This window comes from Cerasicoccus maritimus (assembly GCA_031296935.1).
Classification (GTDB): Bacteria; Verrucomicrobiota; Verrucomicrobiia; order Opitutales; family Cerasicoccaceae; genus Cerasicoccus; species Cerasicoccus maritimus.
On record JAVDPD010000031.1, the window covers coordinates 49248 to 74552 of the forward strand.

Here is a 25305-nt window from a genome sequence, read left to right on the forward strand (position 1 = left end):
AGATGATTTACGCCGACCCAATCCTGACCTGCGAAGAATCGATTGCCCACGAAAAGCAATTGCTGACCGGCAAAGAAGCGGAATGGACCGCAATGAATAAAGCCGGCCGTTCATTGGGGCGCGCGGCTTTGGACGATTTTTGCGAAGTCGCACACATGCATTCGCGCGCACATCGCAAACCGCGCATTCTGGTGCTGGTGGGCAAAGGTCACAATGGTGGTGACGCGTTGCTTGCCGCCGATGAAATCCTGAAGCTGCGTCCCGAAGCGGAGGTGAGTATCGTGCCGCTAGTTGAGAAAAAGGAATGCCGATCCTTAACCCGTCGCGCTTGGGATAACTTGGAGACTACTGGTAAGGCACAGGTGATTCCAGCCATGAAGATGGGCAATCTGGATTTTGAGCTATGCTTCGACGGTTTGCTCGGCATGCAATTTAAGCCGCCGCTGAGGGACAACGTGAAACAACTGCTTAGCTCGGTGAATGCGCATCCGTCCATTCGGTTTCGCGTAGCGGTAGATCTCCCCAGCGGCTTGGGCGACCCCGATGCGTTTCAAGCGAACACGACTTATGCTACGGGCATTTTAAAGGCTCCCGCCTTAGATCCTCAGCACGCGGAAAACGTTGGCCGCATCCGCTACCTGGACATCGGTTTCTTCGATGAGCTTTACACTGGACCGCAAGCGAGCGGCGAAGATGTCCTGACGCCTGACGTGCTAGCGCCTTTGCGAAACTGGCGTCCATCGGCCAGCGACAAGCGAAAGTTCGGGCACCTGTTCGTTGTGGCTGGCTCACGCAGCATGCCTGGTGCCTTACTCATGAACGCCAAGGCTGCGTTGCATAGTGGAGTAGGGTTGGTGACGGCTTTTGCACCGGAGAGTGTCGCAGCTCAATTTGCAGCACAGGCCCCCGAGGTCATGTGGGTTCCCTGGCCGGAAACTCCCGAGGGTGGACTGGCGCTCGAAGGCTGGCATTTGCTTAGAGAAAAACTGCCCAGGGCCACGGCGGTGCTCTGTGGTTCGGGTATTGGGCAAGAAGCCGAAACGCGGGCTCTAATCGAAGAAATGGTTTCAGAAATCCAAGCACCAATGGTGCTCGACGCCGATGCGCTCATACCTTCGGTGATTGAGAAAGCTGCTGAGCGCGGCCCGAACAAAGGCGCGGTCATCGTGACGCCGCATGCGGGTGAATTCATGCGAATCAGTGGTCAGGATTCAGCGGCTTATGATCGAGAAGCACTGGCTTGGCATGCGCACAAGCACGATATCATCACTGTTTATAAAGGGCCGCTGACGCGGGTTACCAATGGCCAACTGGTGCATGCCTCGCCATTCGGTGGACCAGTATTGGCGCGTGGTGGCAGTGGCGATCTGCTAAGTGGCTTGATTGGAGGGCTCCTGGCACAATGGCCCGAACGAGCCTTTCACGCTGCTGGCGCTGGCGTTGTTTGGCATGGGATGGCGGCAGATTTACTCGCGCGAGAGCGTGGTGCGGTATCGGTTGCTACGACGGAATTATTAGATTTTCTGTCGCCCGTTTTACGTTTGGCATAGTGGAAGAATCCGTAGAGTATGTCTGCAATGAGCAAACATTCCGTATCCATCATCCTCTTGACGCTCACGTTTGGACTCGTCGCATTCTTCTCCGGTTGCGCATCCAGCAAGTCAATGCCCACCGAGAATGATCAGACCTACTCGTTGACTTCAATTGATGGTGAAGCGCCGACCGTGGAGGCGGTTACGTTAGAGTTGAAGAATAAAGAAATTCACGGAAATGGCCCGATCAACCGATGGCAGGCTTCGGTTGAGTTCGGCAAAGTCGGCCCGATGATCGTGACTCGCCGCGGTGGTCCTGCCCATATCATGCAGTTCGAGAGCCGTTTTATTTCGCAGATGGAAGGCTCCGTCATGGAGCAGAAAACTGACGAGCTGGTTTTTAGCAAAACGGAATCCACCATTGTCTTCAGTAAGTCGGAGTAATCAAGATGAGCGCATCTGCTTCGTTGACCACAACACAGGCCTTACTGGCGCTGAATGGATTGCCTCGATTGGGGCCGGTGACGCTGCGGCGTTTGCTCAACGAATTTAAAGACGATCCAATCGCAGTTCTTTCCGCGAGTAAGTCGGCCTTGCTGCGCGTCGAGCGTGTTGGGCAAGACACTGCTGACATTATTCAAAACTGGGAAAAGCACTTCGACCTGGCCCGTGAGGAGAAGCGGCTGGCTCGCGCTGGCGCCAGTTTTGTAGCGGTAACCGATGCAGATTATCCGAAGCCGCTGAAGAAAATTTACGATCCGCCACTTGGGCTCTATATTATTGGGCCACTGCGCCCGAGTGTGAAATCCGTGGCGATTGTGGGGAGTCGCCGGACTACGCTCTATGGTCAAAGCGTTGCTAAGCGCTTGGCGGAGGATCTCGTCCGCATGGGCTTCTGCGTCGTCAGCGGCTTGGCGCGCGGGATTGACACCGCAGCGCAGCAAGGGGCCATCGATGCCGGGGGCGATACGGCGGCGGTATTAGGATGCGGCGTCGACATTGTTTATCCACCGGAAAACATTGAGCTCTACAAAAAGATCGGTGAGCGCGGGGCCTTGATTAGTGAATTGCCGTTTGGCACCAGGGCCAGTCGCACGACCTTTCCAATGCGGAACCGCCTGATCGCCGGGATGTCTGCGGCAACCATCGTAGTGGAGTCGGATAAGAGTGGTGGCAGCATGATAACCGCACGTTTTGCCATGGAGCAAAACCGCCCAGTGTTCGCGGTGCCCGGGCGCATTGACCAACCCAGTAGCGCGGGCTGCCATCAACTCATTCGGGATGGCGCGGTGCTGCTGACTTCCATTGACGATCTGATCAATGAACTGGCTTACGGCGGCGGACAACAAGCGGAATTGAATCTGGACGGTGGATCATCCGGCAATGCGATCAAGGCAGACGAACGGGAGAACCTGCTCAAGGATTTAAACAACGATGAGCGCGCAGTCTTTCAACCCCTGCTCGAAGGTGAGGCGTTGACCCGCGATGCAATTGCGCACAAGAGCGGCCTGCCGGTGGCGGCGGTTTCGGCGACCCTGCTCATGTTGGAGCTCAAACGCTGCGTTGGCAAACGAGCCGACGGATGCTATGAACGACGCAAGTAAGTATGCGGATTCTTGTGATAAAACCTTCATCGCTGGGCGACATTATTCATGGCTTGCAGGTTGCGGAATCGATTCGCCTACAGCTCGATGGTGCGCAGATCGATTGGGTAGCTCGTGATATCTTTGCGCCGATGGTTGAAGCCTGCGACACGGTTAGCCGCGTGCTGCCATTCTATCGTGGAGGAGGTTTCGGCGCATTTGGGCAGTTGATTGCAGATATCCGCGATGTCGACTACGACTGGGTTCTCGACATGCAGGGATTGGCGCGCAGTGGCGTTATGGCGGCTTGTTCAAAGACGCCCCGCAAGCATCGAATTGGACGTAGCGATGCGCGCGAAGGCAGCGCCTTGGCTTGTGGCGTTAAGGCTAAATTGCCGCCCGGAGATGCGCCTCACGCTGTCGACATTTTACGTGAGTTTATGTCGGTAATGGGCTTGGAAAACCAATTACTTGGCGCGTTGACTTTTTCTGATCCACATCATGCGCTACCGGAATTACCCAATGGCTATTATCTGCTATTTCCCGGAAGCCGACGTGCCGAGAAGGAATGGCCCGGATTTTTGGAGCTAACCGAACTGCTTTTGGGCGATGGGGAGACGGTTGTTTGGGGTGGTGATGTTTCTGCGGAAGGCAATGCTCATTGGCCATCAGACCGATTCTTTAATTTAACGGCGCAAACGGCACTAGATGTTCTGCCCATGATGATTGCCAGTGCGAAAGTCACCGTGTGCAATGATAGTGGTCCGATGCATCTGGCAGCGGCAATGGGGAGGCCAGTGATAGGCATTTTCGGGCCAACACCGCCAGAACGCTATGGGCCGTATCCACTAAGTGCGCCAAGTAACCGAGTGGTCCGTGCGCCGGAGGGTGAGCTATCGCTTTTGCGATCGGATACGGTTTTAGCAGAAATCCAGTCCTAAGAGGGCGTCTAAAAACTCAATTGACCTTCGTTGGAGAGCGTCTTCGGGGAAGGTCAATTGAGTTTTTAGACGCCCTCTTAGGAAAAATCGAGTTTCGGGTTAGCCTTGGTCAAACTGCGATTCATTGTTTGAGGTTGGATGGAGACGGGGTGGCGCGCGACCGAACATGCCCGATCGATCGCCCATTGCTGATCAAGTAGGGAGATTCCCAAGGAGCGATTTTATGATGGAACCTGGCTTGTAGTATGGATTTGAAAGATTGATATCGCGCGTAACGTCAGCGCGACCTGGCCTACCTGCTTGCTCACGTAACACGATTTTATTGCAAAATATTTGCAATTCAATTCGTCCTGTCTACGATTCGATCAAAATGGAAAAATCACGAACATTGCGCAAGGCGTTTACCTTGGTTGAGCTGCTGACAGTTGTTGCGGTCTTGGCGATCTTGGGGAGCTTGCTGATTGCGGTCATTGGTGGCGTAAAGGCAAAAGCCCATCAAGCTGCTTGCGCCAGCAACATGCGGCAGATCGGCTTTGGCCTCCAGCTGTATGCCAACGACCACGGAGAGTATCCTAAGGCGAATACAACCGACCTAAACGAATCGTGGATTTATACCCTTTCTGATTACCTCGAAGATCTTGATGAGGTTAGAATCTGCCCAGTGGACCCCAAAGCGGATAAGCGCTTAAAGGCAGGCGGAACCAGCTATATTTTAAACAGCAATGTCTTTGCTGCTGACCAGACGTTGGACCCGTTTGGCAATACTGTCGGTAAAGTATACAATCGGCCCTCCTTGATTCCCAATCCAGCGAAGACGATTCTCGCGTTTAATGTTTCGGACTCGATGCCAATAGGAGCCACCAATGACCACACGCACTCAAGCGATTGGACCGGCTGGAGCTCGGTGCTCCGGGATATTCAACCCAATCGTCATGGAGGCAGAGAAAACGATTTAACCTCCGGCTCCGCGAATTACCTGTATGCGGACACCCACGTGGAAAGTATATCTGCGGCTGCCGTTAAAGAGAAAATAGTCAATGGCGATAACATCGCTGCAGTTCAGTAATTCTTATGTTTATACGAGCGATAGCTTCACTGCTTGTGAGCGCATGCCTTGCCAATGGTCAGGGTTCAATTCTGATCGACGGCCATGCGGACGTTCGCTTCAACTACGAGTCGGCGTCCTCAACTTGGGGTGCGGAAATTGTTTATGGGAGTTTTGAGAATCCAGAAAACTTTGCAGCTTTTGATCAGGTGGCTTTTCCACTTGAGGATATTCCATACACATCGGGCGGCCCACGTTATTCCATTCCAAACAGTGGCTTTGAGTTTCTAGGCGGCTCTGCTGGTAGCCCAGTATGGATTGCGCCCCAGTCGGATGGCGGCTTTGCCTGGCCGGGATTTCGCAATGAGCAGGAACTAGGCGCCATTGCCAGCTACACACCGAGCGACTCACGCGTGAGCTCACAAGGCTCGCAGTCATGGATCAAAATGACTTTAGTTGAGGTGGACTACTCCGGCGAGGGCGAGGATCCCCAAGTTTCCCTTTGGCAAAACAGCACAACGAGTGGCACTGTAGTCTGGGCTGCGACTTCCGATGGGTTAGACTCAACGGATGCCTACTACCAACTGGCTAACGGGCACAGTCACCTGAATTGGGGTTTCACCGAAAAAGGTATTTATCGATTGGGCATGCAAGCAAGCGCCTACGCTGGCGAGGGGATGACCGACCCTACGCAAAGCGAAGTGGAGGGCGTTATCTTTGCCGTGGGGACCTATGCGATTTGGAAGGCCACCTATTTTTCGGGAGGCGATTTGTTCAACGAGGCAGTTACCGGTGCCACGGCGGACGCGAACCAAGACGGTGTGCCGCTGCTTCTGGAGTATGCCTTTAACCTCTCCCCCCTTGCCTCTACTGTCGCATCCCTGGAGCCGGGTGTCGGTGTGAGCGGCCTGCCTGCTTTGACTTTAAACAATGATGCTCAACTGCAAATAGAATACGTTAGACGCAAAGATTCGGGCACATCGGAAATCACTTATGAAGCTCAGTTCGCCTCTGGCTTGAGTGCTGTGGATTGGCAAACCGCGACTGAAGAAACTGTCACCTCAATCGATGACGACTGGGAGCGCGTAGTAGTAATCGATCCGACCGAAGGCGCTCTTAGTCGATTTGGGCGAGTCTTGGTTGTGCTTGGGGAATAGTAGAATTTGATTGGGAAATTTTGAAGTGATGAGTTTTTCCTGCACTCAGTCTAAGAGTTCTTTACTGGATCATCTGGCGATTTCTATGGCCGTTGTATGCGGTATTCATTGCCTGGTCACGCCCGTGCTATTGGTGGCCTTACCGATTTTGGCAACCACGTTTTGGGTCAACGAAAACTTTCACCTATGGATGCTCTTGCTCGTGATCCCGACAACCTCCTTAGCGCTGTTCTCTGGATGCCGACAGCATAAGGACCGCATCGTCGTTGTCCTGGCGTTCATTGGACTGAGCCTGCTGGTAGCCGCTTTGCTCAGCGAACGGGCTTTGCATGATGACTTTTCAACCGCGAATATTACGCCGTCTGCCACTTCGGATTCAAGCGACTGTTCCACTTGCCGACATTGCGCATTACCCAGTAGTGCCAGCAATGAACTGCCAGCCGAACACTCGGAGTTGGCCTGGCTCCCAATAATGAACACGTTGGGCGGCTTGTTTCTTGTCGCCGGTCACTCACGAAATTTCCTGCTCTGCCGCAGGTCGAAGTGCGCGCATTAACGCACCGCAGTGTCCTGCGTTACTAAACACTCGTCGAGCAGTTGGGCAATCCGATCACGGTCGAGGTCAATTCCGATAAAGACCAATTCCTGACGTCGGTCACCCACATGGGGCAGCCATGCCTCCTGAACCAGCGCGGGCATTGCTTCCAGCGATGCCTCACCACGCTGCACTTTAGTATGCCACCAGGGGGAGAGATAATCCGTGCGCAACATGGCGCCGGCGATGGACAACAGACCCACCAACTCGGGGTGAGCGTCGGACCAGAAAAAGCCTTTGGCGCGAATCACGCCGGGGAGCCCGTCGCGTAGCACGCACAAGAATTTTGTCTCCCCAAACGGTTGCCGCGCATTGTAGATAAATGTCTCCAGTCCGTAGTCTTTGTGACTACGCTGGGGACTCCTTACGTAGTCGGGGCGATGTGTGATCGGCGTAAACTTTGCATCACAAAGCCTTCCTTCGCGATTGCCCATGATCGCGCGTTGCCAACTGGAAGCCGTGAGCGTGTCGCTTTCGCAGAAACGGCTGTCCTGCATGAGTCGAGCAACATCGATTTGGCCAAAGGCGCATTGCCAGATTTCCGCGCGTTCATTCAGCGTCCGTAGGTATCGCTTGAAACGCTCGCAGTCTTCATCTGGCAGTACATCCGATTTATTGATGAGCAAAATGTCGGCAACTTCAACCTGCTCCATGAGCAATTCTTGCAGCGGCCTACGTGGATCTGCCAAGAGCAAGTGGCGTCGCCGCTGCTCGCCAGTATTTTCCGGAGACTCAAAATGGTTCGCCAGATTGGCACCATCCAGAACGGTTACGGTGTTGGCGACGCGCAGAAAATCCGTTCCCTTGCGACCAGCTGGGTTCATGGTGTAAATCGTTTCCAGAATGGATTTCGGCACAGCTACGCCCGTTGCTTCAATCAGAATATGGCTTGGCTGATAGCGATGCCAGAGCTCCAACAGCGCATCCAGCAAATCGTTTTGAATCGAGCAACAAATGCAGCCGCCCTGTAGCTCAAGCATGCCGGCGATGGGGCCATCGAGCTCTTTCAATTGATTGCGTATCAGAGCCGCATCAATGTTCACATCACCAATATCGTTTACGATTACCGCGAGTTTCTGGGCACCGGAATTGGCAAGGATGTGATTGAGCAGCGTCGTTTTCCCCGCACCGAGAAAGCCAGTCATGATTGTTACCGGCACACGGTCCAATGCGGATGGCACCTCTTCTGGATTCCAAAATAAAAACTTCATGTTATCTCTAGCGCAAGCGCGCCGCTGAGCGTCACCAATGACCAGGGAATTAAGCGTACGTCGAACACACTTTTCAAACGTGTTTCGAAAAGCAAGTCAGGGCGACCCGTAGCATCGGCGCCGCCCTGACAATGAAAAGTTTAGCTGTGAGCTTACTTGCTGCGACGGCGGCGGGCATAGCAAAATGCCAAAGCACCAACACCAGCGATCATCGCGTAAGTCGAAGGCTCCGGCACCACGTAGAAAGAGAACGTCTCAGTCGACGTCAATGGGCCATCAACGTTACTGATAGCAGACACTGTCATGACGATTTCCCATAATCCAGCTTCCGTGAAACCCCAGTTGTAATGCGCATGAGAGCCGGACGCGATGGTCAGAGAATTGTCTCCGTTAACGGTGCCAGCTTCGTTGGCTGTGGAGAAATAAAAGTCATACCCTCCCAAAGAGCCAGGTTGCCAAACGGACAATTCCCCGCTTCCTGATGGCGAAGTGACGCTGTCCAAGGTGAAGGTCGCGCCGGATGGGAATTCCAAAGGGTCTAATTCCTCTGCGGCAAACCCCAAGAAGGGAACCCCGGTCACCTCACTCAATGGCAAAACCCAAATGTCCGAACCAGCAGTCGTACCGGTCATGGTATTGAAAGTGGTGTCGCTGGGGGCGGAAGCGAGTTGGCTGTATGGCAACACCGTGGTGATATCGCTCACTTCATACTCGCCTTCGCCGAGATTCGAAGTTGCTCCCAAGTGATAATGGAAGAAAAACTCGGGACCTTCACCCTCGTCTTCGTAGGCAATGCCGATGTCGCCATGACCATAAGTGTAATCCGCGCCCATCAGGACTGATGCGCTGAGTAATGAAATCGGAAGTATCAAGATAGACTTGTTCATAGATTTGAAAGGCAAGTGATTTTAATCATGGAGGTCAATTGTTAATGCAAAAAAATTGCAATAGTGGCCATTTCAGTGATGGGACACTTCAATTAAACTCACATGAGCAAGACGAGAGTGCTTGTCAGGTAAAGCGCACGTGAGAGGGGGACTTGGCGTAGCATCCTCTGCCGACGTTGCTGGCGTTGCTGATTTACAGCTACAGCCGCGGATTGTTCGGTTCTCGCCGGATCGAGCGAGTGACCAACCGGGATGTTTGCGTGCACTTATCCATGCCTTTCTTGAGCTGGCGCGCTCGCATGGAAAACAAATGAAGCCCTAATCCTCTCTACTGTTCCGGGCGTTCCTTTGCCTCAGTGGCGAGGAGGCGCAAGCAGCGCGGGCAAAGGCAGTCGTCGTAGAGCTCATCCACCCAGGAAGGAAGTCCGTTAGGCATCGACACCTGTGTGCATTGACAGTGGGCGATGTTATTCATCTTACACTCGAAGGCGCTGCGGCAGCGCGGGCAGTGCTTGATCTCATGTTTGCAAACTTGGCGGGACGGGGGAGGGGATATCGCATTCGTTTTCATGATGCTTGAGGTTTGGTGTTGAATTCATGGCGGTAAACTGGGGTCAGCCAATTAGCTTGATGAGGAATTTCGCCAGTAGCGCCATCATGATGACGGCTACTGGATAGACCGTGGCATAGCTCACAATAGGCGCTTGCTGATGAGTTTTAGAGACAATGGCTCCGAGGGCAGGTGTGCTGGTCATGCCGCCACAGATACCGCCGAGGCTTTGAGCAAGTGTTAGCTTCATGGCCTTGCGAGCGGTCAGGTAGCCAACAACCATCGGCACGATGCTAATCAGCGCGCCCACGAGGAATATCTTCGCTCCCTCGTTTTGGATCGCGTCGCCCATGAATGCGCCCCCTTTGATACCGGCGTCGGCAAGGAAAAAGACCAAGCCCATTTCCTGTAGCATCATGCGGGTTGGCCGGGGAATGTAGCCCACGATGCCGCCTACGCGGCCAAAGTGTCCCAATAGCAATGCGACCATTAGCGGGCCACCTGCCAAGCCTAGGGAGAAAGTGTCGCCCCACGGCAGCGGAATGCTCATTCGCCCGAGGGCGACACCAAGTGTAAGCCCAATGGCCATTGAGACAATGCTGGTCTCAGACACGGCCTGCGAGTGGTGGCCGAGGGTTTGAGCGAAGTTGGTTAAGCGATCCCTTGCGCCCACAACGGTGAGGATGTCGCCTTTTTCCAAGCGCGTATTTGGATCGGGAACGAAGGTGAAGTCCATGCGGCAAATGCGAGTGATGGTTACCCCATGCTGGCGAAGCGGATCGACCTGCGCCATGGTCTGCCCGACTAGATCTTGCTTAACGACGACCATCTGCTGGCGCTCGTTGTCGGCGTCGAGGACGATGCTTTGGTCGCTGGTTTTGCCGATCAGTTCGGTCGCGATGTTGACCGCCTTGATGTCACCCACGAGCAAGAGCAACTGCCCCTCGGCATAAACGTCTTCATAGCGCACTGGCTCCAAGCGATTGTGGCGCCACACGCGTGACACTTGGCAGCCCTTGAGATCGCTCAGGCTACATTCAGCGAGGCGTTTGCCGTAGAGGTTCTGGTTCAGCACCTCTACGAGGCGACGTTCAATCTGCACCGCAGACGCGCCTTTAATTTCTGCGGAATCCTCTTCGATTTTGAGGCGTAGCAGCTTGGGAATCAGTTGGACAAACAGCACGACGCCAATCACGCCAAAGGGATAGGCAATGCCATAACCAACGACGACATCTGTTTCCAGGCTACCGGCGGCCTCTGATCCCGCGGCCAATGCAGGAGTACTCGTCATTGCTCCGGCAAAGGCCCCCACCGCCATTGCGGCACTGATGTCGAAGTATTTGGCAAGCCCCCAAGTGGTCAGCGCGCCTACGCCGACCACGATGAGCGCCAGTTTTGCCAGTTGGCTGCCTTCGCGTTTGAGAGCCCCAAAGAAACGACTGCCCGCACCGATGCCGACACAGTAGACGAAGAGCGTTAAGCCGATTTGCCCGACACCAGCGGGGATCGTTCCGCCAAAATGTCCCGCCAGTAAGGCGATGAAAATGACTCCGGAAGAGCCGAGCGTGATGCCTTTGATTTGGATGCTGCCGAGGATCAGCCCAAGGCCAATTAAGGCAAATAGCGTCATGAGCGGATTCCCGAGGAGCGAATCAATAATAGAACTTGGCATGTTGTATAGTTTCGAAGGATTGACGTCGCTCGATACGTCAGCCCTCCAAGCTGCCCAACTTTTCTTTCTAGCTGAACACGCTGCCAAGGCCGACATCTCAAGCGCGAAGATGTCTAGCACGGGCATTCTGGCTCTCGGTCGTGCGACCGAACACAGTTGCGCGTCAGCTCCTGGATCTCACAGGATTACCCCGTATCTGTTGATTGAATGGTTCGACTTTCAATCAATCGCAATTGATCGTGGGTTCAACTAAACTTATTCAAGGGAGTTCTGAAATAAGCCAAAGTTATTTAATGGATGTCCTTCGCTTGAACTTTCCATACTCAAATCGATTATCGATAGTTTGATACGTCTTAGCTCTTGCAGGTTGCATGCGGCTAGATGGCATTTTTCATCTAACTTGGCCGATCAGGCCGCAGTGATTTTTCGTGTCCAGCAAGGCGGCTTGAGCGTAGCGCACTGGAAGTGCGTGATTTTATGGAAAAATGGAGTCCAATGCTGCGCCTGTAGCATCGATCGTTTCGATGCGCTCAATTAAATGCGCGGCCATCGGCGCTTCCAGGTAGCTGGTGATCGCTTTGCGGTCTTCGTGGGCTTCGTCAGCCATATTCGCGCTGGCCTGATAGCAGATGCGGTAGGCAGTTTCCTGGCCCTCCAATGCGCGTAAGCGAATCGCGGCGGCCTTGCTCGGCTTTTTCTTTTTGGCAGCCTTCTTGGGCTTACCGTATTGTGCGACCTCCACGGGAGGCGGCGGCAGGGGATATTCGTCCCCAAGGATTTCGTTTATTTGGGCTTCAGTTTGGGCAATGCGCGCGTAGAGAGCCTCCCGCTGGAGCAGGAGTTCCTGTAATTTAATGCGCTGTTGCGTGGTCAATGCCATGCAGTGACTTGAGCCCGTGTGGGGTGCTAATCATTCTGCGCGATCGATTCCGCCTATGGGGACTCGAGCAATGCGCAGAGCGAAATTAGTCGTTTTTCGGAGTGTTGTCGTCGACGTCTTCGGAACTGGCAGAGTCGTCGCTGGCCTCTTCGGACTTGGGCTCGTCAGTAGATTCCGGAGCTGGCTCAGCTAAGGGCTCGACGGGCTTTGGAGCAGGCGTGGGCTTCGGCTTTTTCTTGGCGATTTTCTTCTGGACCGGGAATTCCGCTACTGGTTCTTCCGGGGCTGGGTAGGGGAACTCATCGTCTTCGCCCAGCAGCTCATCGACTTGGGATTCCAGCTCAGCAATCTTACGATAAGCTTCGGCGCGTTCGGCCAACAGCACGTCGATTTGCTCGCGGGCTTCGAGCGCGGCGCGGATGATTTCCGCATCGGCGCCGAGGATGATGTCGTTGCGGCTTAGTTCGACTATTTTAGTATTTTTCTTAGCCATCATATGGTTTTGAGGGTTAGCTTCTTTTTAAAAGGTAAACTTAGGCGACGGACTCATCGTCCTCGCCGGGAGTTTTGAAAATGAGGTTTTGCAGCTGCGCAAGGCAGGCTGAAATTTTGTCCGAGACGGGCATAGACATCTCGTCGGGAGATGTGCGGTCGGGCGTTGTTTCGTAAGCCGCAACTTTGACACGCGGTGCCGGGTCGTCTTTGAGTAAATTCCGCTGTTGCAAAGACAGCGCTTGCGCATGTGCCGCCAGGCAACGCAGCGACGGCGACACGGTGTTGGCAAGTGAATCAGCCAAATCACCGCGCATCCAAACCGCTTTTTTCTGGCAGGCGGCCAGGTGGAAAATCGCTTCCGGCGACAGGCGTTCGTTAACCAGATATTGCAGCACTTCAACTGGCGTGCGGTCGTTGCTGGCCAAGGCCGCGATGATGCGGGGCTTGTTCTGCCAGGCGAGCTCCACGTAGAGCGCCTCGGGCATGGCCGGGTTGTTCAACAGTGCCAGGCAGGCTTCCTCGTCTTCGCCTGAAACGAAGAACTCCGCGACTTCCGGCCAGATAGCCTCGTTCATCGCGAGGGCTTCGCGGACCTCTATCGAGTCGTCCAGAGCGAGTTGATGCTGAATCGCGGCCGGGACATCTGTGCGCGCAGCCATGACGCGGCGCTCGTCCACGCAATCAACTTGGCTCAAGCGCAGCATTTCGACATCGCCCAAAGTCAATTTCTCTGCGGCAGCTTGGCGGACGCTCGCGTGCGGCGACAGCAGCAGCGCCTTCAGCAGCTTCTCCGAAAGCGATGAACGGCTCAGCAGCGCGAGCTGGATTTCTTCGCGATCGGAGTCAGCCCAGAACGGGAGCAAGTCGTCCGGCGCGTGGCTCGCGGCGGCGAGGGTGAAGCGCACAATCGGGCTTGGGTCCGAGGACAGCGCCACCCATAAATCCGGGTGCAAAGCCTTGTTCTGAGTCAGCGCGACGCGGGTGGCGGGATCACCATAGGCGGCCAGGCGTGCCTGCGCATTGAGCTTGAGCGATGGATTGCTGGCCAGAGCGCGAGCGACCAGTGCATTGCCCTGATCGAGCAGGGCGGCCATGTCGCGCGCAGGTAGATTCGGGTTTGCGGCGACGGCTGCATGGACCTCGGCCTCGGGGTGGTGGAGCAGCACGGAAAGCTCGGTTGGCGGTGTGCGCGGGTTTTGCGCCAGCACGACTAGCACCGATACCGGAAAGTCCGCATTTTGCCGCGCCATTTCCTCGAGCACACTACTCGGCGTGAGCATGTAACGGGCGAGGAAAATCCACACGCTTTTGGATGGAGATGACTGGCTGGCTTCGCGCAGCAGCGAACTCGGGATCGGCGGCTTGCGGAACTGCTTGGCCACGGCGTCCGGGCCATGACGTTCAACCAGCTTGGTCAGATCTTCAACACTTTGCGGTAACTTCATCGGGCAGTCTTGAGGTTAACGCGGGAGCTCCGCCGGGGTGATGAATACTTCGCGCGGCGCCGTGCCGACTTGCGGCCCAATGTGCCCGCGGACTTCCAGCTCTTCGACGAGCGTGGCGGCGCGGTTGTAGCCGATCTTGAGCTTGCGCTGGAGAAAGCTGGTGCTGGCCTTGCCGGTGGTCGCAACCACGGCCAGCGCGTCCATGAGCAGGTCGTCCGCGCCTTCTTCAAACAGCTCGCCTTGCTCGCCATCGGGGGCGTCTTCGTCATGCAACTCCACGCGGTAACGCGGCGGCGCTTGCTCGCGGAGGTGGTCCGTGACGCGCAGGATTTCGTCGTCGTCCACAAACGGGCTTTGCAGGCGCATGAGGCGCGATTGCCCGGGCGGAGTGAAGAGCATATCGCCCTTGCCCTGAAGGGTCTCCGCGCCCTTGCCGTCGAGGATTGTGCGGCTGTCAATTTGCGACGACACCTTGAATGCCACGCGGGTCGGGAAGTTCGCTTTAATGACGCCGGTAATGACGTTCACGCTCGGGCGCTGCGTCGCCAAAATCGTGTGAATGCCCACCGCACGCGACATCTGGGCGAGGCGCGCAATCGGCGTTTCGACGTCGTCCTTGGCGGTCATCATGAGGTCCGCCATTTCGTCGATCACGAGCACGATGTAGGGCAGGGGATCGAAACCTTCGTTCTTGGCCTTCTCGTTGTAGCCCATGATGTTGCGCACGCGCTTGGTGGCCATGCGCTCGTAGCGAGACTCCATTTCGCGGACCAACCACTTGAGCGCCTGGCAGGCCTGCTTGGCGTCGTCCACCACGGGGTGGATCAGGTGCGGCAGGTCCTTGTACATCGCAAACTCCACACGCTTTGGGTCCACGAGCACGAGCTCCAGTTCGCCCGGTTTAAAGCGATAAAGGAGCGACAAAATCAGGTTGTTGATGCAGACGGATTTACCTGCGCCGGTGGAGCCCGCGATCAGCAAATGCGGTGCCTTGGCGAGGTCGAGCAGCTGGATGCGGCCCGTGATGTCCATGCCCAAAACGACCGGTAGCTGATGCTGATTTGTCTTCCACGCGTCGCCGATGAACGCCTCTTTCAGCATGATCACGCGGCTGCGCGGGTTGGGCGCCTCAATGCCGACAAACGGCTCGCCCGGAATCGGCGCCTGCACGCGAACGGCGTTGGCCTTAAGCGCGAGTGCGATGTTGTTGTCCAGGTTCGCAATGGTCTCCACGCGGACGCCGTAGCCGGGCTTGACACGGTATTGGGTTACGCGAGGGCCGACGGTGGCATCGCAAACGAGCGCATCGATGGCAAAGTTGTCAAAGGTGGTTTGCAGCGCATCGCGTTGCTCGGTCAGTTCGGCGTCGTCTAGCGAAGGCGCGGCGTCGGCGCTGGGCTCGGCCAGGAAACCGAGGGTCGGCGCTTGATAGCCGTCGAGGTCTTCCTCCTTGTAGCCTTCGATGGGCTCGGGCTTGGACTCTGGTTCTACGGCGACGACTGGCGCGGGCGCTTCGTCGGCAGCTTCCGCCTCTTCTGCTTCCTCCGGCTCCGGTTCGTTCTTGGCGGCGAGGATGGTTTCAATGCGGAAATGGCATTCGGCCATGCGCTTGGCGTGGGCCTTCTTGCGTTGCTGACGGGCAGCCATTTGCTCGTCGAGTTCGGCGGTCCATTCGGCCAGCTTGTTCCATTCTTCCTGCCAAACGGCTTCGCGGTCCTCGGGCTCTTCTTCGCTGACGGCGGGCTCGGTGGCGAGTTCCTCGTGGCTTACTCTAGCGTCTGCTGGCAAGCCCTCCGTGTTTTGCTCCAAATCGTGATCCTGCTCTTCGTCTGCGACTTCCTCTTCGGGCTGCGCGAATGAGGTCACCCACTGCTTTAGGCGGTCGGTGAGTCTGCTTTGCGTTATGTTGCCAGTGAGCGAACGAAACATTCTGGAGTTTGAAAACGGTCCAGAAAGCCGATTCTCGCGCATCTCTTCAAGGGCATAGTTGAGAAAATGCACGATTTCGCGCCTTCCTGGCTCAAGCAGCGTTAATCAGCGTCACGATAGATTAGTCAAACTATCGAGCTGAGGCAGAATACGGTTTACCTGTGGCGGCAACGTTCATTAAGCAAGCAGACAGAAACATTTAATCATGTCCGAAACCTACCGAGATCCCTCCCGCTCTGTTGATGAACGCGTGGCCGACCTGCTTGGCCGCATGACCCTCGAAGAAAAAGTTGGGCAAGTCATGCAGCTCGATGGTGGCCGTGGCGACCTCAACGAGCTCATCAACCAGAAGCAAGTTGGCTCGCTGCTGCACATTCAAAACGAAGGTGCCGCTAAAGCGATGGACATGGCTGCCGAAACCCGACTGGGCATTCCGATTCTGTTCGGTGATGACTGCATCCACGGGCATTCTTTCCACAGCGGCGCCACGATTTTCCCGACCCAGCTGGCGATGGCAAGCTCCTGGAATACCGAGCTGATCGAGGAAGCTGCTCGCATCACGGCCAAGGAAGTCCGCCTGACCGGTCTAAAATGGACCTTCTCGCCGGTGCTTTGTATTGCGCGTGATTTGCGCTGGGGACGCGTCGGAGAAACCTTCGGCGAAGACCCTTTCCTGATTGGCGAGTTCGGCTGCGCGATGATTCGCGGCTACCAGGGCAAGGGTCTTGACGACCCCGAAGCAATCCTGGCCTGCGCCAAGCATTTTGCGGCCTACTCCGAGACGCAGGGTGGGCGCGACGCCTCCGAGGCAGACACCAGTCCACGTAAAATGCGCTCCTTCTTCCTGCCGCCGTTTGAGCGCGCTGCCCGCGAAGGTTGCCTGTCGTTCATGACGGGTTACCAGTCGATCGAAGGCGTGCCATCCACCGCCAACCGCTGGCTGCTGAACGACGTGCTCAAGGAAGAGTGGGGCTTTCAGGGCATTCTCGTGACCGACTGGGACAACGTTGGCCGCATGCATTGGGAGCAAAAAGTCGTGCCGACGCTCAAGGAAGCCGCCGCCCTCGCAATCAAGAGTGGCAACGATTTGATGATGGCCACGCCCGGTTTTTATGAGGCGGGCTTGGAAGCCATTGCCGAAGGCCTGGCCACAGAGGCCGAGCTCGACGCCATCGTGGAGCGCATCCTCACGCTGAAGTTTCGCATGGGCCTCTTTGAAGACCCGGGCAAGCCGGATATCGCACGACAAAAGATCGTCATCGGCTGCGACGAACACCGCGCGGTGAACGTGGAAATCGCCCGCCGCTCCGTCATTCTCCTCCAAAACGACGGCCTCCTGCCGCTCCGGGCTGATGCGCTCAAGCGCATTGCGGTTATAGGGCCGAATGCGGACGACCCGCAGGCGCAGCTTGGCGATTGGGCTGGCAACAGCGGCCAGGTGGAGTGGATTCCCGATGGCCACCCGCGCGAGTGCACCAAGACCTTGCTCGATGGCGTTAAGGCGCTGGCGGGCGAAGGATGCGAGGTGACTTACTCCAAGGGTGCGGAGCTGACCTTCTTCCCGGATACCGAGGAAGACGACGGCTACGACGATGGCCAGGTGAAGCGCCGCTACCTGGAAATCGCCGAGCCGGACGAAGCCATGATCGCAGAAGCCGTCAAAAGCGCCGAGGCCGCGGACGTAGCCGTGGTCGTGGTCGGCGACAACAAGCGCCTCTTTGGCGAATGCCGCTCCACGGCGACTCTCGAAATGCAGGGCGGCCAACTGGAGCTGCTCGATGCGCTCTCGAAAACCGGCACGCCGCTGGTCGTGGTATTGATCAACAGCAAGCCGCTCGTGCTGCCGAAGTCCGTGCAAAAATCGGCCGCGATCATCGAAGCGTTCAGTCCCGGTATGATGGGCGGGCAGGCGATTGCCGAGGCGATCTTTGGCGCGCTCAATCCCTCGGGCCGCCTGACGGTTTCCATCCCGTACCACGTGGGCCAGCAGCCGATTTATTACAATCAAGTCCGCGGTCAGCATGGCGACCGCTACGCCGACCTGACGCAGGACCCGCATTTTGCCTTTGGCTTCGGATTAAGCTATACCTCCTTCGCCTACAGCGACTTGCAAATCAAGCAACCTACGCTGAGCGAGACCGATATACTGGAGTTCTCGGTCACGGTGACGAACACCGGCGAGCGCGCCGGCCGCGAAACCGTCCAGGCCTACATTGCCGATCTCGTGACCTCGGCCACGTGGGTCAACAAGGAGCTCAAGACCTTCCAGCAGGTGGATCTCGAGCCCGGCGAAAGCAAGGCCATCAGCCTGTCGCTGCCGGTGTCGGCGTGCACCATCGTCAACGCAGCAGGCCAGCGTGTCGTCGAGCCCGGTGAGTTCGAGCTACAAGTCGGCAGCAGCAGCCGTGACTGCGATTTGCTCAAGACGTCGTTTGAGGTGAAGTAGGGCCCATTTGAATTCATCTTCGTTATTCGTAGAAAATGACGAAATTTCGCTATCTATCACTGACATTTCTGTTCGTCCTCCTTCCTCTGAGCGCATCTGCCAATGCGGGCACCCCGCTGATGTGGGCCTCAATGGCACATCTGGTGCTCGGCAATGCCCTGATCGGACTAGGCGAGGGTCTTTTGCTCGCCATTCTGTTTGGGGGTTCGAAGCTCAGGTCGATTTTGTTGCTCGTAGCAGCAAATTACGCCTCGGCGTGGGCAGGTGGTTTCCTCTTTGCCAAACACCTTCCTTCGTGGACAGACATCACCATCCTGAACATACAATCCTGGATTGTGGCATTTGTGATTCTTGCTTTTTTGATCACACTGCTGCTTGAGTTTCCGTTTGTCTGGTTTGCCCTGAGGAGGAGCGAGCGAAAATTGTCTCAAACGGTTATGGCGACAATCGTAGTTAATATTATCAGCTACATTGCGCTCGTTGGATGGTATTGGATGGCGAGTGGCACAACGCTGTTGTCCGACCTTGAAGTTGTGTCGTTCGACGATATGGCGATTTCTGAGCCCTGCGATTTATATTTCATCAGCCTTGAGGGGGATCAAGTCTTCCGTCTGGATATCAAAAAACCGGGCACCGTTGAGGTCGTTGCCGAAGTTGAGGCTCACGGATTGAGCGACAGGTTATTTGCGCGTACGCGTGAAAGATCTGGATTTGATCTGCTCGTCCATTGCGACCAAGGTGAGAGCGGGGGAGAGAAAGAATTGATTGTTTTGGAAAATTTCTCTGCTTTGGCTCCGGTCGAGTGGCGTATGGCGGAAGGTCACTCTGAGACTGCTAGTAACACGTGGTTCAATTTCGGTGCTGTCCCAAGCATATCGCAGTCAAATGTTTGGGAATATTATACTGGGTTTTGGTCTATCGAGGGCCTAAACGGAAACAACTTGGTGACAGGAGAAAAAGTGCATTTCTCACTTGAGTTGCCGTTTGCTGCTTGGCCGATACGCAATGCAACCCAGCTTGAGGGAGACTACGTTGTCGCGCAAATAGGTGAGAATCAAATTTGCCTCATACACCCACCCAGTAAGCGAATTGCATTAATTGCTCGTGGGAAAGGACCAATGGTGGCCAAACCTAAACCGACATCCGAGTCGGAGTAATTGGCGATAGCCATATTTATGTACGAAAAAAGTGATGAAAACATCATTTTTGTGCATGTAAGTCGTTGCTGTCCAACGCGAGTTAATCGTGAAAGCTATTCACTAATAAAATGCTCGTGCGTTCACTTTTTGTTTGGCGTGAAGAGTGGAATGGGGTAGTGTTGTATTGATCACATAATCGGTTGTTCGCGCTGCCTCGCTGTCGGAACGCGAAGCTTCAGCGAGTGTTTATGCTGCCCCTCTGGATCGGGCTCATCAAACGTAGCACTCGCTGAAGCTTCGCGCTCCTGCCACTCCAACTCACCCCTCGTAGCTCCCAAACCTATCCACTTACCCACCTATAGACCTATGAACCTCCCCCAAAAACATCCGCCTTAGCGACGTTGCCGAGGTATCCCAGTCGACGCCATGCGGGGGCTTTCGAGTCGCCGGCGTGAGAGATTTGCGTCAACGGGCCTATTCGCCGCCGGGTAGGTGTAAAATGCCCGGTGCCCGACGCCCAATGTTGCCGCAAACAAAACTCCTCGCCGGACGCTCTATTGCCAGTCTGCCTAGCGCAGCGTTGACGTGTGAGCCGTTGCCGGTTTTGCCAGTGTTTTGTTTTCAAGCGACGAACGCTATTTGCATTGCCCGGCGCGCTCCAGCCGGTGGCCCCTGAGCTGCCTGCACCCCTCCTGCGCCAACAATATGGCGAGCGGGCGGGAATCTTGTTCTTTGATAATATTGGTGAAAGGCCGATTTACCCCCCCCTGGTCCCCCAAGCGAGGGCAAAATAGGCGATGAATGTCACTTATGAGGCCGAAATCGAAAATTTGGGTTCGATGGAAGCTAAGGGCTTGCGTCAAACGGTCGTTTTATTTAGGGATTATGCATCTTTTTCGTCAGGAATGGCGTTGAAGTGCTACTAATCACACATCACTCGGTTCATTCTTGATGAATTAGTGATATTAAGTAGAATAATCAGGAACAAAACTTTAACGGCTTACTCTAATCCCTAAACGCTATGGCTGATTCAAATGAACAAGCGCAAGTAGATGCAATCCTGCTGGAACGCTACCGCAGTGGGGATGCAGCCGCATTTAATGAGGTCGTCACTAAGTATTGGGACCGTATTTTCGCCCGCGCCTTTCACCTTCTGAAGAATCGTGAAGACGCAGAGGAGATTGCCCAAGACACCTTCGTACGTGCACAAAAGGGTTTGGAGAATTTCCGTGGAGATTCCTCGTTCTCGACCTGGCTTTATCAGATCGCGACCAACCTCTCGCACAATCGATACTGGTATTGGTTCCGCCGCAAGCGCAGCGCTTCGGTGTCCTTGGACCAGACCTTGGGTGACGACACCACCTCGACACTGGAAGACATTCTGCCGGCCGAAGGAGAAGATCCCGGCGAGGCAACGCTCACGAATGAATTCGTGGCGGAAGTTTCCAATCGCATGAAGGACCTCAACCCGAAGCATCGGGAAATCCTCGAACTGCGGAATGTTTACAATCTGTCCTACGAGGAGATTGCGGAAGAGCTGAACATTAGCGTGGGGACGGTTAAAAGCCGCATTGCCCGCGCTCGTGACAGTCTGCGTGAAAAACTGGGTCGTGATTTCGAATGACGGAAGGCCGATTTAAAGAATTAGTTAACCTTTATTTGGACCGCGAGATTAGCCCTCGCGACTTCCAGTTGTTGCGTAGTGAACTGAGCCAGGCTGAGCGTAAGAAACAGTTTGAAGCCCTGCGTCGGATTCATAATGCGGAAAAACAGGCGCTAGCGCTTATTTGCGGAAACCCGCAGGCAGGCCTTCGCCGTGGTAGTTTGACTCAACGCGCCACCCGCGCGATCAATGACGCCAAAGTGCAGTTCGAGGAACGCCGAAAGGGCATTGTGCTCCTTGGTCAATTTACCGCAGCCACTGCTGCAGTCGTAGTCACTGTTGGCCTGCTGTATCAGGACTCGGTGGAAGAGATGGCAGTGCAATTGTCTGATACTCAATTGGCCGAAGGATCTGCGGACGATATTCGCGAACACCTGCTCGCGCAGCTACATTCCGGCAGCAGTGGCTCACGCCTGCTGGTCGACCAAAGTGGCCGCGCTGTTGCGCTGGTTTCCTACCGTGACGAAGGTGAAGTCCAGATTCGGCCGCTACAATCTGTGCCCGAGAGCAATATTTTCAGCCTAGGGCAAGCCCTGGAGGCAGCGCTTCCGCACATGCCTGAGCCAGCAGAGCTCTTGGAGAGGCGCAACACGAGCATACCTCTACGACAGCTGCCCGGCACTGCCGCACCAATCGTTTTAGTCGAAGAGTCTCAAGGCGCTGGGGCAGTAGTCGGCTTCGCCTACTAGGCAGTGCCAGGATTTTCTCACGAAGCAAGGTGCCTGGGGTGAATTGCTGGTTTAATATAGTATCTTATACATCATTTCACTTGGCATAGTGTGCAACTTTCCCTAATTCTGTAGGTTTAAGTAGATGACCCAAACGCAGTCTCTCCCCTAATGTTAGTTCGCACCAATCGCCCAGGAAAATTCAATGCCACTGTAGCCGTAGCTGTAGTTGGTGTAATCGCAGCCATCGTCATCGTTCTTGTGCTGGTGCTACAGGGCAGCTCCCGGTCCCGCCTTGAACCATTCCCGACAGCCGCGTATCTGGCCTCACCGCAAAACTTTTTGGGCAACAGCTACCAAGTTGATGCGCAGGTGGATTCTATGTTAGTCTATCGCCCTGGTCTCGGCCGCCTGCTCGTGGTTAAGAGCGAGGGGAAATCCATTCCTGTCTTTTTGGAAGATGGCTTGGCGGATAGCATTCACACCGGGCAACGTTACCACATGGATGTCAACGTGGGGGAAGGCGGACTGCTCTATGTTATAGATCTACAAAAATATTAAACTTCGCCACATCTTACCGTTCGCCGCCATGAACAAGCCAATCCGCATCTTCGCCCTAATTCTTTCCTCTGCCTCCTTGTTATTGGGCCAAGCCTACAATCCCGGTGCCGGCTCACCCAACTTCTTTGGGAGCGGCTCAGACACCGGTAGCGGCACAGACGCCTCACAATCCGGAGGGAACCAAAACAACGTGATGAACGTTGGTTCGGGTGCAGGTTTGTTCGAAAGTCAGACCACAGAAAATATGGCTGATCGCGTGTTCGATGTGGATAGCGATTCCATCAATTTCGAGGACGGCACCTTTAACTGGAAAGGCCGCACCTTCAGCCTCGGCAACAGCCGCGCCGCTCGTGCCCGCTTTGAGCGCTATTTGGCGACGCCAGACCTGACTCAAAATGAAGAAATCTATCTGAGCATTTTGGAGCGCATGGGGCAACTGCTCTCGCTCGCCGGCGAGGACAGCATGAAGGACACCGCCACGCTCAATGATGAAATTTTCCAAGCCTGGCAAATGCTGTTTAAGGCTGGTCGCTACGAGATGGACCAGGGCATTTCGCTGACGGTCGCAGGTCAAGTCTACAACGTCTGGCGCATTCGCGACGAAAACAACAATCTGACACGCGCACACCAACTCATTAACGAGGAGCGAGAAGAGACGGAAGGCCAGTTATTGTCTTACTCTGCGCAGGACGAGAGTGATTTTGAAAAACGTCAGCGGCTGAAAGCAGAGGGGCGGCATACGGGCGAAGCCTATGATGGCGTGACGGAAACAGCTCTCAAAGCGCAAGAACTTGTCAATATCGATGCCAAGCTCGCGGCCATGGAAACGCTGAAGGTTGCCAATGGACAAGCCGCCAAGCTACAATTTCAGTCACAGCTCGTTAACCTGCTGTTGTCCCGTCGTTTTGAGCATTGCCAAATCGCTGCTCAATTCTACCGCTTTGCATTTAAGGGTTCTCATCAAACAATCACCGTTGGTAGCGAGCAAATGGCGGGCTTTGTACCGATTTCGGATTTTACGCCCACCGTCGAAACGGTCGAGTTGATGGCTCGCGAGGCCGAATCTGACGTGCGCGTTGGCATGAAGACGGTCGAAAGCCTTTACGAGAGCAATGAACTTTTTGGCGCCTTGGAGCGTTTGCAGGAGACCTTCTTCCTCGGCGAATATCAGCCAGAAGTGCTACAGTTCCCAGCAGAGAAAAAACGCAAGTTGCTAGAGCTTTACCGCATCACCCGCGAACTACAAGTGCTGCTCGATCACAAGGACTACACCGGCATTGAGAACGTTACGGCCAAAGCCAAAGAGCTGGCTTATGACTTTCCTGCCTCACAAGTCCTTTCCGGCGTGCAGTCCGTGCAGCGCATGAGCAATCTGTCACTCATGGCAGCCCGCCAGGCCGTCGGGCAGGGGGACTACGCTAAAGCCGAGACTATGCTTGAACGCGCAACTGGCCTTTGGCCGCAAAATCCAGCGATCAAGTCCTACATGAGCGAGATGGCCAACAAGGCCGACATCGGCACCCAAGCTTCTATGATGTTCGACGAAATGTTTGCCCGCAAAGACTATCGTGCAATCTATGAAGAGAGCGCCAAGTTTAGTGGAGCGCTGATCAATGACCCGGTTCGCCGAGAACAGCTCAAGGAGGCCGTGGACAAAATTGCCCGCGTGGACTTCCTTATTGTCGGTGCCAATGAGCTAGACGGGCAGGGGCATTCCTATGCTGCCTGGGAAACATTGGCCGACGCGGAAAAGATTTATTCGGACGACCACGTTCTCGCCCGTGCCCAAGCTAAGCTAGCGCCGCGAGTAGCAGATTTTGTCGGTGCCATTGATCGCGCAGAACAGGCGGAAAGTAAGGCACAGTACGCCTTGGCTTTAACCCGCTACCTGGAGGCTAAAGAAATCTATCCGACTTCGAAAATCAGCCATCACGGCATTGAGCGCGTAGCTAACGAAATCATGGATGACATTCGCCCCAGCGCCTCGAGCGTTGCTACGACCACGGCTGGCAGCTAGCTCACTGCAATCTAAATCTATCCTTATGCATTTGAAAACGACCGGAAAAATCTGGTCGTTTTTTTATGATCAGGGCTTGACGAGACATGTTCAGTTAAGCATATACATTCCCTTTGCCTTTTATGGCGACACACGGAGAGGTGACAGAGTGGCCGATCGTGCTTCCCTGGAAAGGAAGTGTTGTGGAAACGCAACCGAGGGTTCGAATCCCTCCCTCTCCGCCAGCCCTAAGTATCAAGCACTTAGGTTTTTTTTTATGCGTGTGGGTTACATCATAATTACATCGCATTGGAAGACTGTCATATCAGTCATATCAGCGTGCATTAGGATTTCCCCCTATTATTGGGGGGAAATAAACTTAAGCGATTCTACAAAATCATCATTATATCCATAATGACAATTTTGACTGTAGGCCACTTCGATTAACCTCGACAGCTCCACTGTGTCCTAATGTTTTTGGATATGCGCGTAAAAACTGGGAGTGTTCAAAGTAATTTGTTCGATATTTTGTCGCATGCGGACACCGCTTCGCAGCGTAAGAGCAGCCTGGATCGGTTGGCGGTGATCGACTGGGATTCATTTCGTCCGGTGCTGGAAGAGCATTTGGCTTACGGGGATCAGAAGAAGGCGGGAGGCCGCCGTGGTGTCCGCTGTTGATGCTCAAGGTGCTTGTCTTGCAACGCTTTTTCGACCTGTCCGACGAGGAAACGGAGTTCCAAATGATCGATCGTTTCAGCTTTTTGCGCTTCCTGGGGTTGCGTCCCGGCGATGGGGCGCCCGACCACGCGACGATCTGGTCATTCAAGGAACGATTGGGTGCCGACGGCATGCTGGCGGTGTTCGAACTCTTCAATGCAAAGCTTCGCGAGTTGGGGCTGATTGCCAGCTG

23 protein-coding genes and 1 tRNA gene are annotated in these 25305 nt (G+C 55.0%); 16 read left to right on the forward strand and 8 right to left on the reverse strand.

Features of this window, described 5'->3' with window-relative positions:
- Window positions 1-2: 2 nt before the first annotated feature.
- The 7 genes from RBB62_RS17135 (at window position 3) to RBB62_RS17165 (ending at window position 6814) form a co-directional block, all read left to right on the forward strand.
- A complete protein-coding gene (locus RBB62_RS17135) occupies window positions 3-1550 on the forward strand; it encodes an NAD(P)H-hydrate dehydratase (protein WP_309400349.1) in 1548 nt (515 codons plus the stop codon).
- Window positions 1551-1577: 27 nt separating this feature from the next.
- Window positions 1578-1976 carry an META domain-containing protein gene (locus RBB62_RS17140; protein WP_309400350.1) on the forward strand — a complete coding sequence of 133 codons (399 nt, stop codon included), beginning with the start codon at window positions 1578-1580 and terminating at the stop codon, window positions 1974-1976.
- A gap of 5 nt (window positions 1977-1981) precedes the next feature.
- Window positions 1982-3136 (forward strand): DNA-processing protein DprA, encoded by a 1155-nt coding sequence (gene dprA, locus RBB62_RS17145; RefSeq protein WP_309400351.1) that lies wholly within the window; start codon window positions 1982-1984, stop codon window positions 3134-3136.
- Between the two features lie 14 nt (window positions 3137-3150).
- The gene (locus RBB62_RS17150) at window positions 3151-4056 is read left to right on the forward strand and encodes a glycosyltransferase family 9 protein (protein WP_309400352.1); all 906 of its coding nucleotides are present in this window, start codon (window positions 3151-3153) and stop codon (window positions 4054-4056) included.
- Between the two features lie 322 nt (window positions 4057-4378).
- Window positions 4379-5122 carry a type II secretion system protein gene (locus tag RBB62_RS17155; protein ID WP_309400353.1) on the forward strand — a complete coding sequence of 248 codons (744 nt, stop codon included), beginning with the start codon at window positions 4379-4381 and terminating at the stop codon, window positions 5120-5122.
- Window positions 5123-5157: 35 nt separating this feature from the next.
- Window positions 5158-6258, forward strand: coding sequence for a choice-of-anchor M domain-containing protein (locus RBB62_RS17160; RefSeq protein WP_309400354.1), 1101 nt, complete (start codon window positions 5158-5160; stop codon window positions 6256-6258).
- An 85-nt stretch (window positions 6259-6343) separates the two neighbouring features.
- Window positions 6344-6814, forward strand: coding sequence for a MerC domain-containing protein (locus tag RBB62_RS17165; RefSeq protein ID WP_425499902.1), 471 nt, complete (start codon window positions 6344-6346; stop codon window positions 6812-6814).
- Here the strand turns inward: RBB62_RS17165 and RBB62_RS17170 are convergent.
- The 8 genes from RBB62_RS17170 to RBB62_RS17205 form a co-directional block, all read right to left on the reverse strand.
- A complete protein-coding gene (locus tag RBB62_RS17170) occupies window positions 6811-8064 on the reverse strand; it encodes a CobW family GTP-binding protein (protein ID WP_309400355.1) in 1254 nt (417 codons plus the stop codon). The genes RBB62_RS17165 and RBB62_RS17170 overlap by 4 nt on opposite strands.
- A 152-nt stretch (window positions 8065-8216) precedes the next feature.
- The gene (locus tag RBB62_RS17175) at window positions 8217-8951 is read right to left on the reverse strand and encodes a choice-of-anchor M domain-containing protein (RefSeq protein WP_309400356.1); all 735 of its coding nucleotides are present in this window, start codon (window positions 8949-8951) and stop codon (window positions 8217-8219) included.
- 328 nt (window positions 8952-9279) lie between these two features.
- Window positions 9280-9522: a cysteine-rich CWC family protein gene (locus tag RBB62_RS17180; protein WP_309400357.1), complete on the reverse strand. Its 243-nt coding sequence runs from the start codon at window positions 9520-9522 to the stop codon at window positions 9280-9282.
- A gap of 43 nt (window positions 9523-9565) precedes the next feature.
- Window positions 9566-11173, reverse strand: a complete 1608-nt coding sequence (locus tag RBB62_RS17185) for an aspartate:alanine exchanger family transporter (protein WP_309400358.1) — start codon at window positions 11171-11173, stop codon at window positions 9566-9568.
- A 475-nt stretch (window positions 11174-11648) separates the two neighbouring features.
- Window positions 11649-12053, reverse strand: a complete 405-nt coding sequence (locus tag RBB62_RS17190; protein WP_309400359.1) for a hypothetical protein — start codon at window positions 12051-12053, stop codon at window positions 11649-11651.
- Window positions 12054-12138: 85 nt separating this feature from the next.
- The gene (locus RBB62_RS17195; protein WP_309400360.1) at window positions 12139-12549 is read right to left on the reverse strand and encodes a hypothetical protein; all 411 of its coding nucleotides are present in this window, start codon (window positions 12547-12549) and stop codon (window positions 12139-12141) included.
- A 37-nt stretch (window positions 12550-12586) separates the two neighbouring features.
- Window positions 12587-13993, reverse strand: coding sequence for a hypothetical protein (locus tag RBB62_RS17200; RefSeq protein ID WP_309400362.1), 1407 nt, complete (start codon window positions 13991-13993; stop codon window positions 12587-12589).
- Between the two features lie 15 nt (window positions 13994-14008).
- On the reverse strand, window positions 14009-15922 hold the full coding sequence (locus tag RBB62_RS17205; protein WP_309400364.1) for a DNA translocase FtsK: 1914 nt from the start codon (window positions 15920-15922) through the stop codon (window positions 14009-14011).
- 205 nt (window positions 15923-16127) lie between these two features.
- Here RBB62_RS17205 and RBB62_RS17210 point away from each other — a divergent pair, with 205 nt between their 5' ends.
- From RBB62_RS17210 to RBB62_RS17250, 9 genes are all read left to right on the forward strand, one after another.
- The gene (locus RBB62_RS17210) at window positions 16128-18368 is read left to right on the forward strand and encodes a glycoside hydrolase family 3 N-terminal domain-containing protein (RefSeq protein WP_309400365.1); all 2241 of its coding nucleotides are present in this window, start codon (window positions 16128-16130) and stop codon (window positions 18366-18368) included.
- 35 nt (window positions 18369-18403) lie between these two features.
- A complete protein-coding gene (locus RBB62_RS17215; RefSeq protein WP_309400366.1) occupies window positions 18404-19525 on the forward strand; it encodes a hypothetical protein in 1122 nt (373 codons plus the stop codon).
- Window positions 19526-20528: 1003 nt separating this feature from the next.
- The gene (locus RBB62_RS17220; RefSeq protein WP_309400367.1) at window positions 20529-21131 is read left to right on the forward strand and encodes an RNA polymerase sigma factor; all 603 of its coding nucleotides are present in this window, start codon (window positions 20529-20531) and stop codon (window positions 21129-21131) included.
- On the forward strand, window positions 21128-21859 hold the full coding sequence (locus RBB62_RS17225; RefSeq protein ID WP_309400368.1) for a hypothetical protein: 732 nt from the start codon (window positions 21128-21130) through the stop codon (window positions 21857-21859). Before RBB62_RS17220 ends, RBB62_RS17225 begins: the two co-directional genes overlap by 4 nt.
- 150 nt (window positions 21860-22009) lie before the next feature.
- Window positions 22010-22399, forward strand: a complete 390-nt coding sequence (locus RBB62_RS17230; RefSeq protein WP_309400369.1) for a hypothetical protein — start codon at window positions 22010-22012, stop codon at window positions 22397-22399.
- A gap of 28 nt (window positions 22400-22427) precedes the next feature.
- Window positions 22428-24416 carry a hypothetical protein gene (locus RBB62_RS17235; protein WP_309400370.1) on the forward strand — a complete coding sequence of 663 codons (1989 nt, stop codon included), beginning with the start codon at window positions 22428-22430 and terminating at the stop codon, window positions 24414-24416.
- Between the two features lie 134 nt (window positions 24417-24550).
- A tRNA-Ser gene (locus tag RBB62_RS17240) sits at window positions 24551-24640 on the forward strand.
- Window positions 24641-24878: 238 nt separating this feature from the next.
- Window positions 24879-25073, forward strand: a complete 195-nt coding sequence (locus tag RBB62_RS17245; RefSeq protein ID WP_309400372.1) for a hypothetical protein — start codon at window positions 24879-24881, stop codon at window positions 25071-25073.
- Window positions 25073-25305: transposase (locus RBB62_RS17250; protein WP_309400374.1), on the forward strand; the 233-nt coding region annotated here is incomplete at its 3' end. The genes RBB62_RS17245 and RBB62_RS17250, both read left to right, overlap by 1 nt.

Excerpts from the sequence above, each read along its gene's own strand:
- RBB62_RS17235 (WP_309400370.1), top strand. The coding sequence starts at position 22,428 with ATGAACAAGCCAATCCGCATCTTCGCCCTAATTCTTTCCTCTGCCTCC.
- RBB62_RS17185 (WP_309400358.1), bottom strand. The coding sequence starts at position 11,173 with ATGCCAAGTTCTATTATTGATTCGCTCCTCGGGAATCCGCTCATGACG.
- RBB62_RS17200 (WP_309400362.1), bottom strand. The coding sequence starts at position 13,993 with ATGAAGTTACCGCAAAGTGTTGAAGATCTGACCAAGCTGGTTGAACGT.
- RBB62_RS17195 (WP_309400360.1), bottom strand. The coding sequence starts at position 12,549 with ATGATGGCTAAGAAAAATACTAAAATAGTCGAACTAAGCCGCAACGAC.
- dprA (WP_309400351.1), top strand. The coding sequence starts at position 1,982 with ATGAGCGCATCTGCTTCGTTGACCACAACACAGGCCTTACTGGCGCTG.
- RBB62_RS17225 (WP_309400368.1), top strand. The coding sequence starts at position 21,128 with ATGACGGAAGGCCGATTTAAAGAATTAGTTAACCTTTATTTGGACCGC.
- RBB62_RS17175 (WP_309400356.1), bottom strand. The coding sequence starts at position 8,951 with ATGAACAAGTCTATCTTGATACTTCCGATTTCATTACTCAGCGCATCA.
- RBB62_RS17135 (WP_309400349.1), top strand. The coding sequence starts at position 3 with ATGATTTACGCCGACCCAATCCTGACCTGCGAAGAATCGATTGCCCAC.
- RBB62_RS17245 (WP_309400372.1), top strand. The coding sequence starts at position 24,879 with ATGCGCGTAAAAACTGGGAGTGTTCAAAGTAATTTGTTCGATATTTTG.
- RBB62_RS17180 (WP_309400357.1), bottom strand. The coding sequence starts at position 9,522 with ATGAAAACGAATGCGATATCCCCTCCCCCGTCCCGCCAAGTTTGCAAA.
- RBB62_RS17230 (WP_309400369.1), top strand. The coding sequence starts at position 22,010 with ATGTTAGTTCGCACCAATCGCCCAGGAAAATTCAATGCCACTGTAGCC.
- RBB62_RS17165 (WP_425499902.1), top strand. The coding sequence starts at position 6,344 with ATGGCCGTTGTATGCGGTATTCATTGCCTGGTCACGCCCGTGCTATTG.
- RBB62_RS17205 (WP_309400364.1), bottom strand. The coding sequence starts at position 15,922 with ATGTTTCGTTCGCTCACTGGCAACATAACGCAAAGCAGACTCACCGAC.
- RBB62_RS17140 (WP_309400350.1), top strand. The coding sequence starts at position 1,578 with ATGAGCAAACATTCCGTATCCATCATCCTCTTGACGCTCACGTTTGGA.
- RBB62_RS17210 (WP_309400365.1), top strand. The coding sequence starts at position 16,128 with ATGTCCGAAACCTACCGAGATCCCTCCCGCTCTGTTGATGAACGCGTG.
- RBB62_RS17170 (WP_309400355.1), bottom strand. The coding sequence starts at position 8,064 with ATGAAGTTTTTATTTTGGAATCCAGAAGAGGTGCCATCCGCATTGGAC.
- RBB62_RS17220 (WP_309400367.1), top strand. The coding sequence starts at position 20,529 with ATGGCTGATTCAAATGAACAAGCGCAAGTAGATGCAATCCTGCTGGAA.
- RBB62_RS17190 (WP_309400359.1), bottom strand. The coding sequence starts at position 12,053 with ATGGCATTGACCACGCAACAGCGCATTAAATTACAGGAACTCCTGCTC.
- RBB62_RS17215 (WP_309400366.1), top strand. The coding sequence starts at position 18,404 with ATGACGAAATTTCGCTATCTATCACTGACATTTCTGTTCGTCCTCCTT.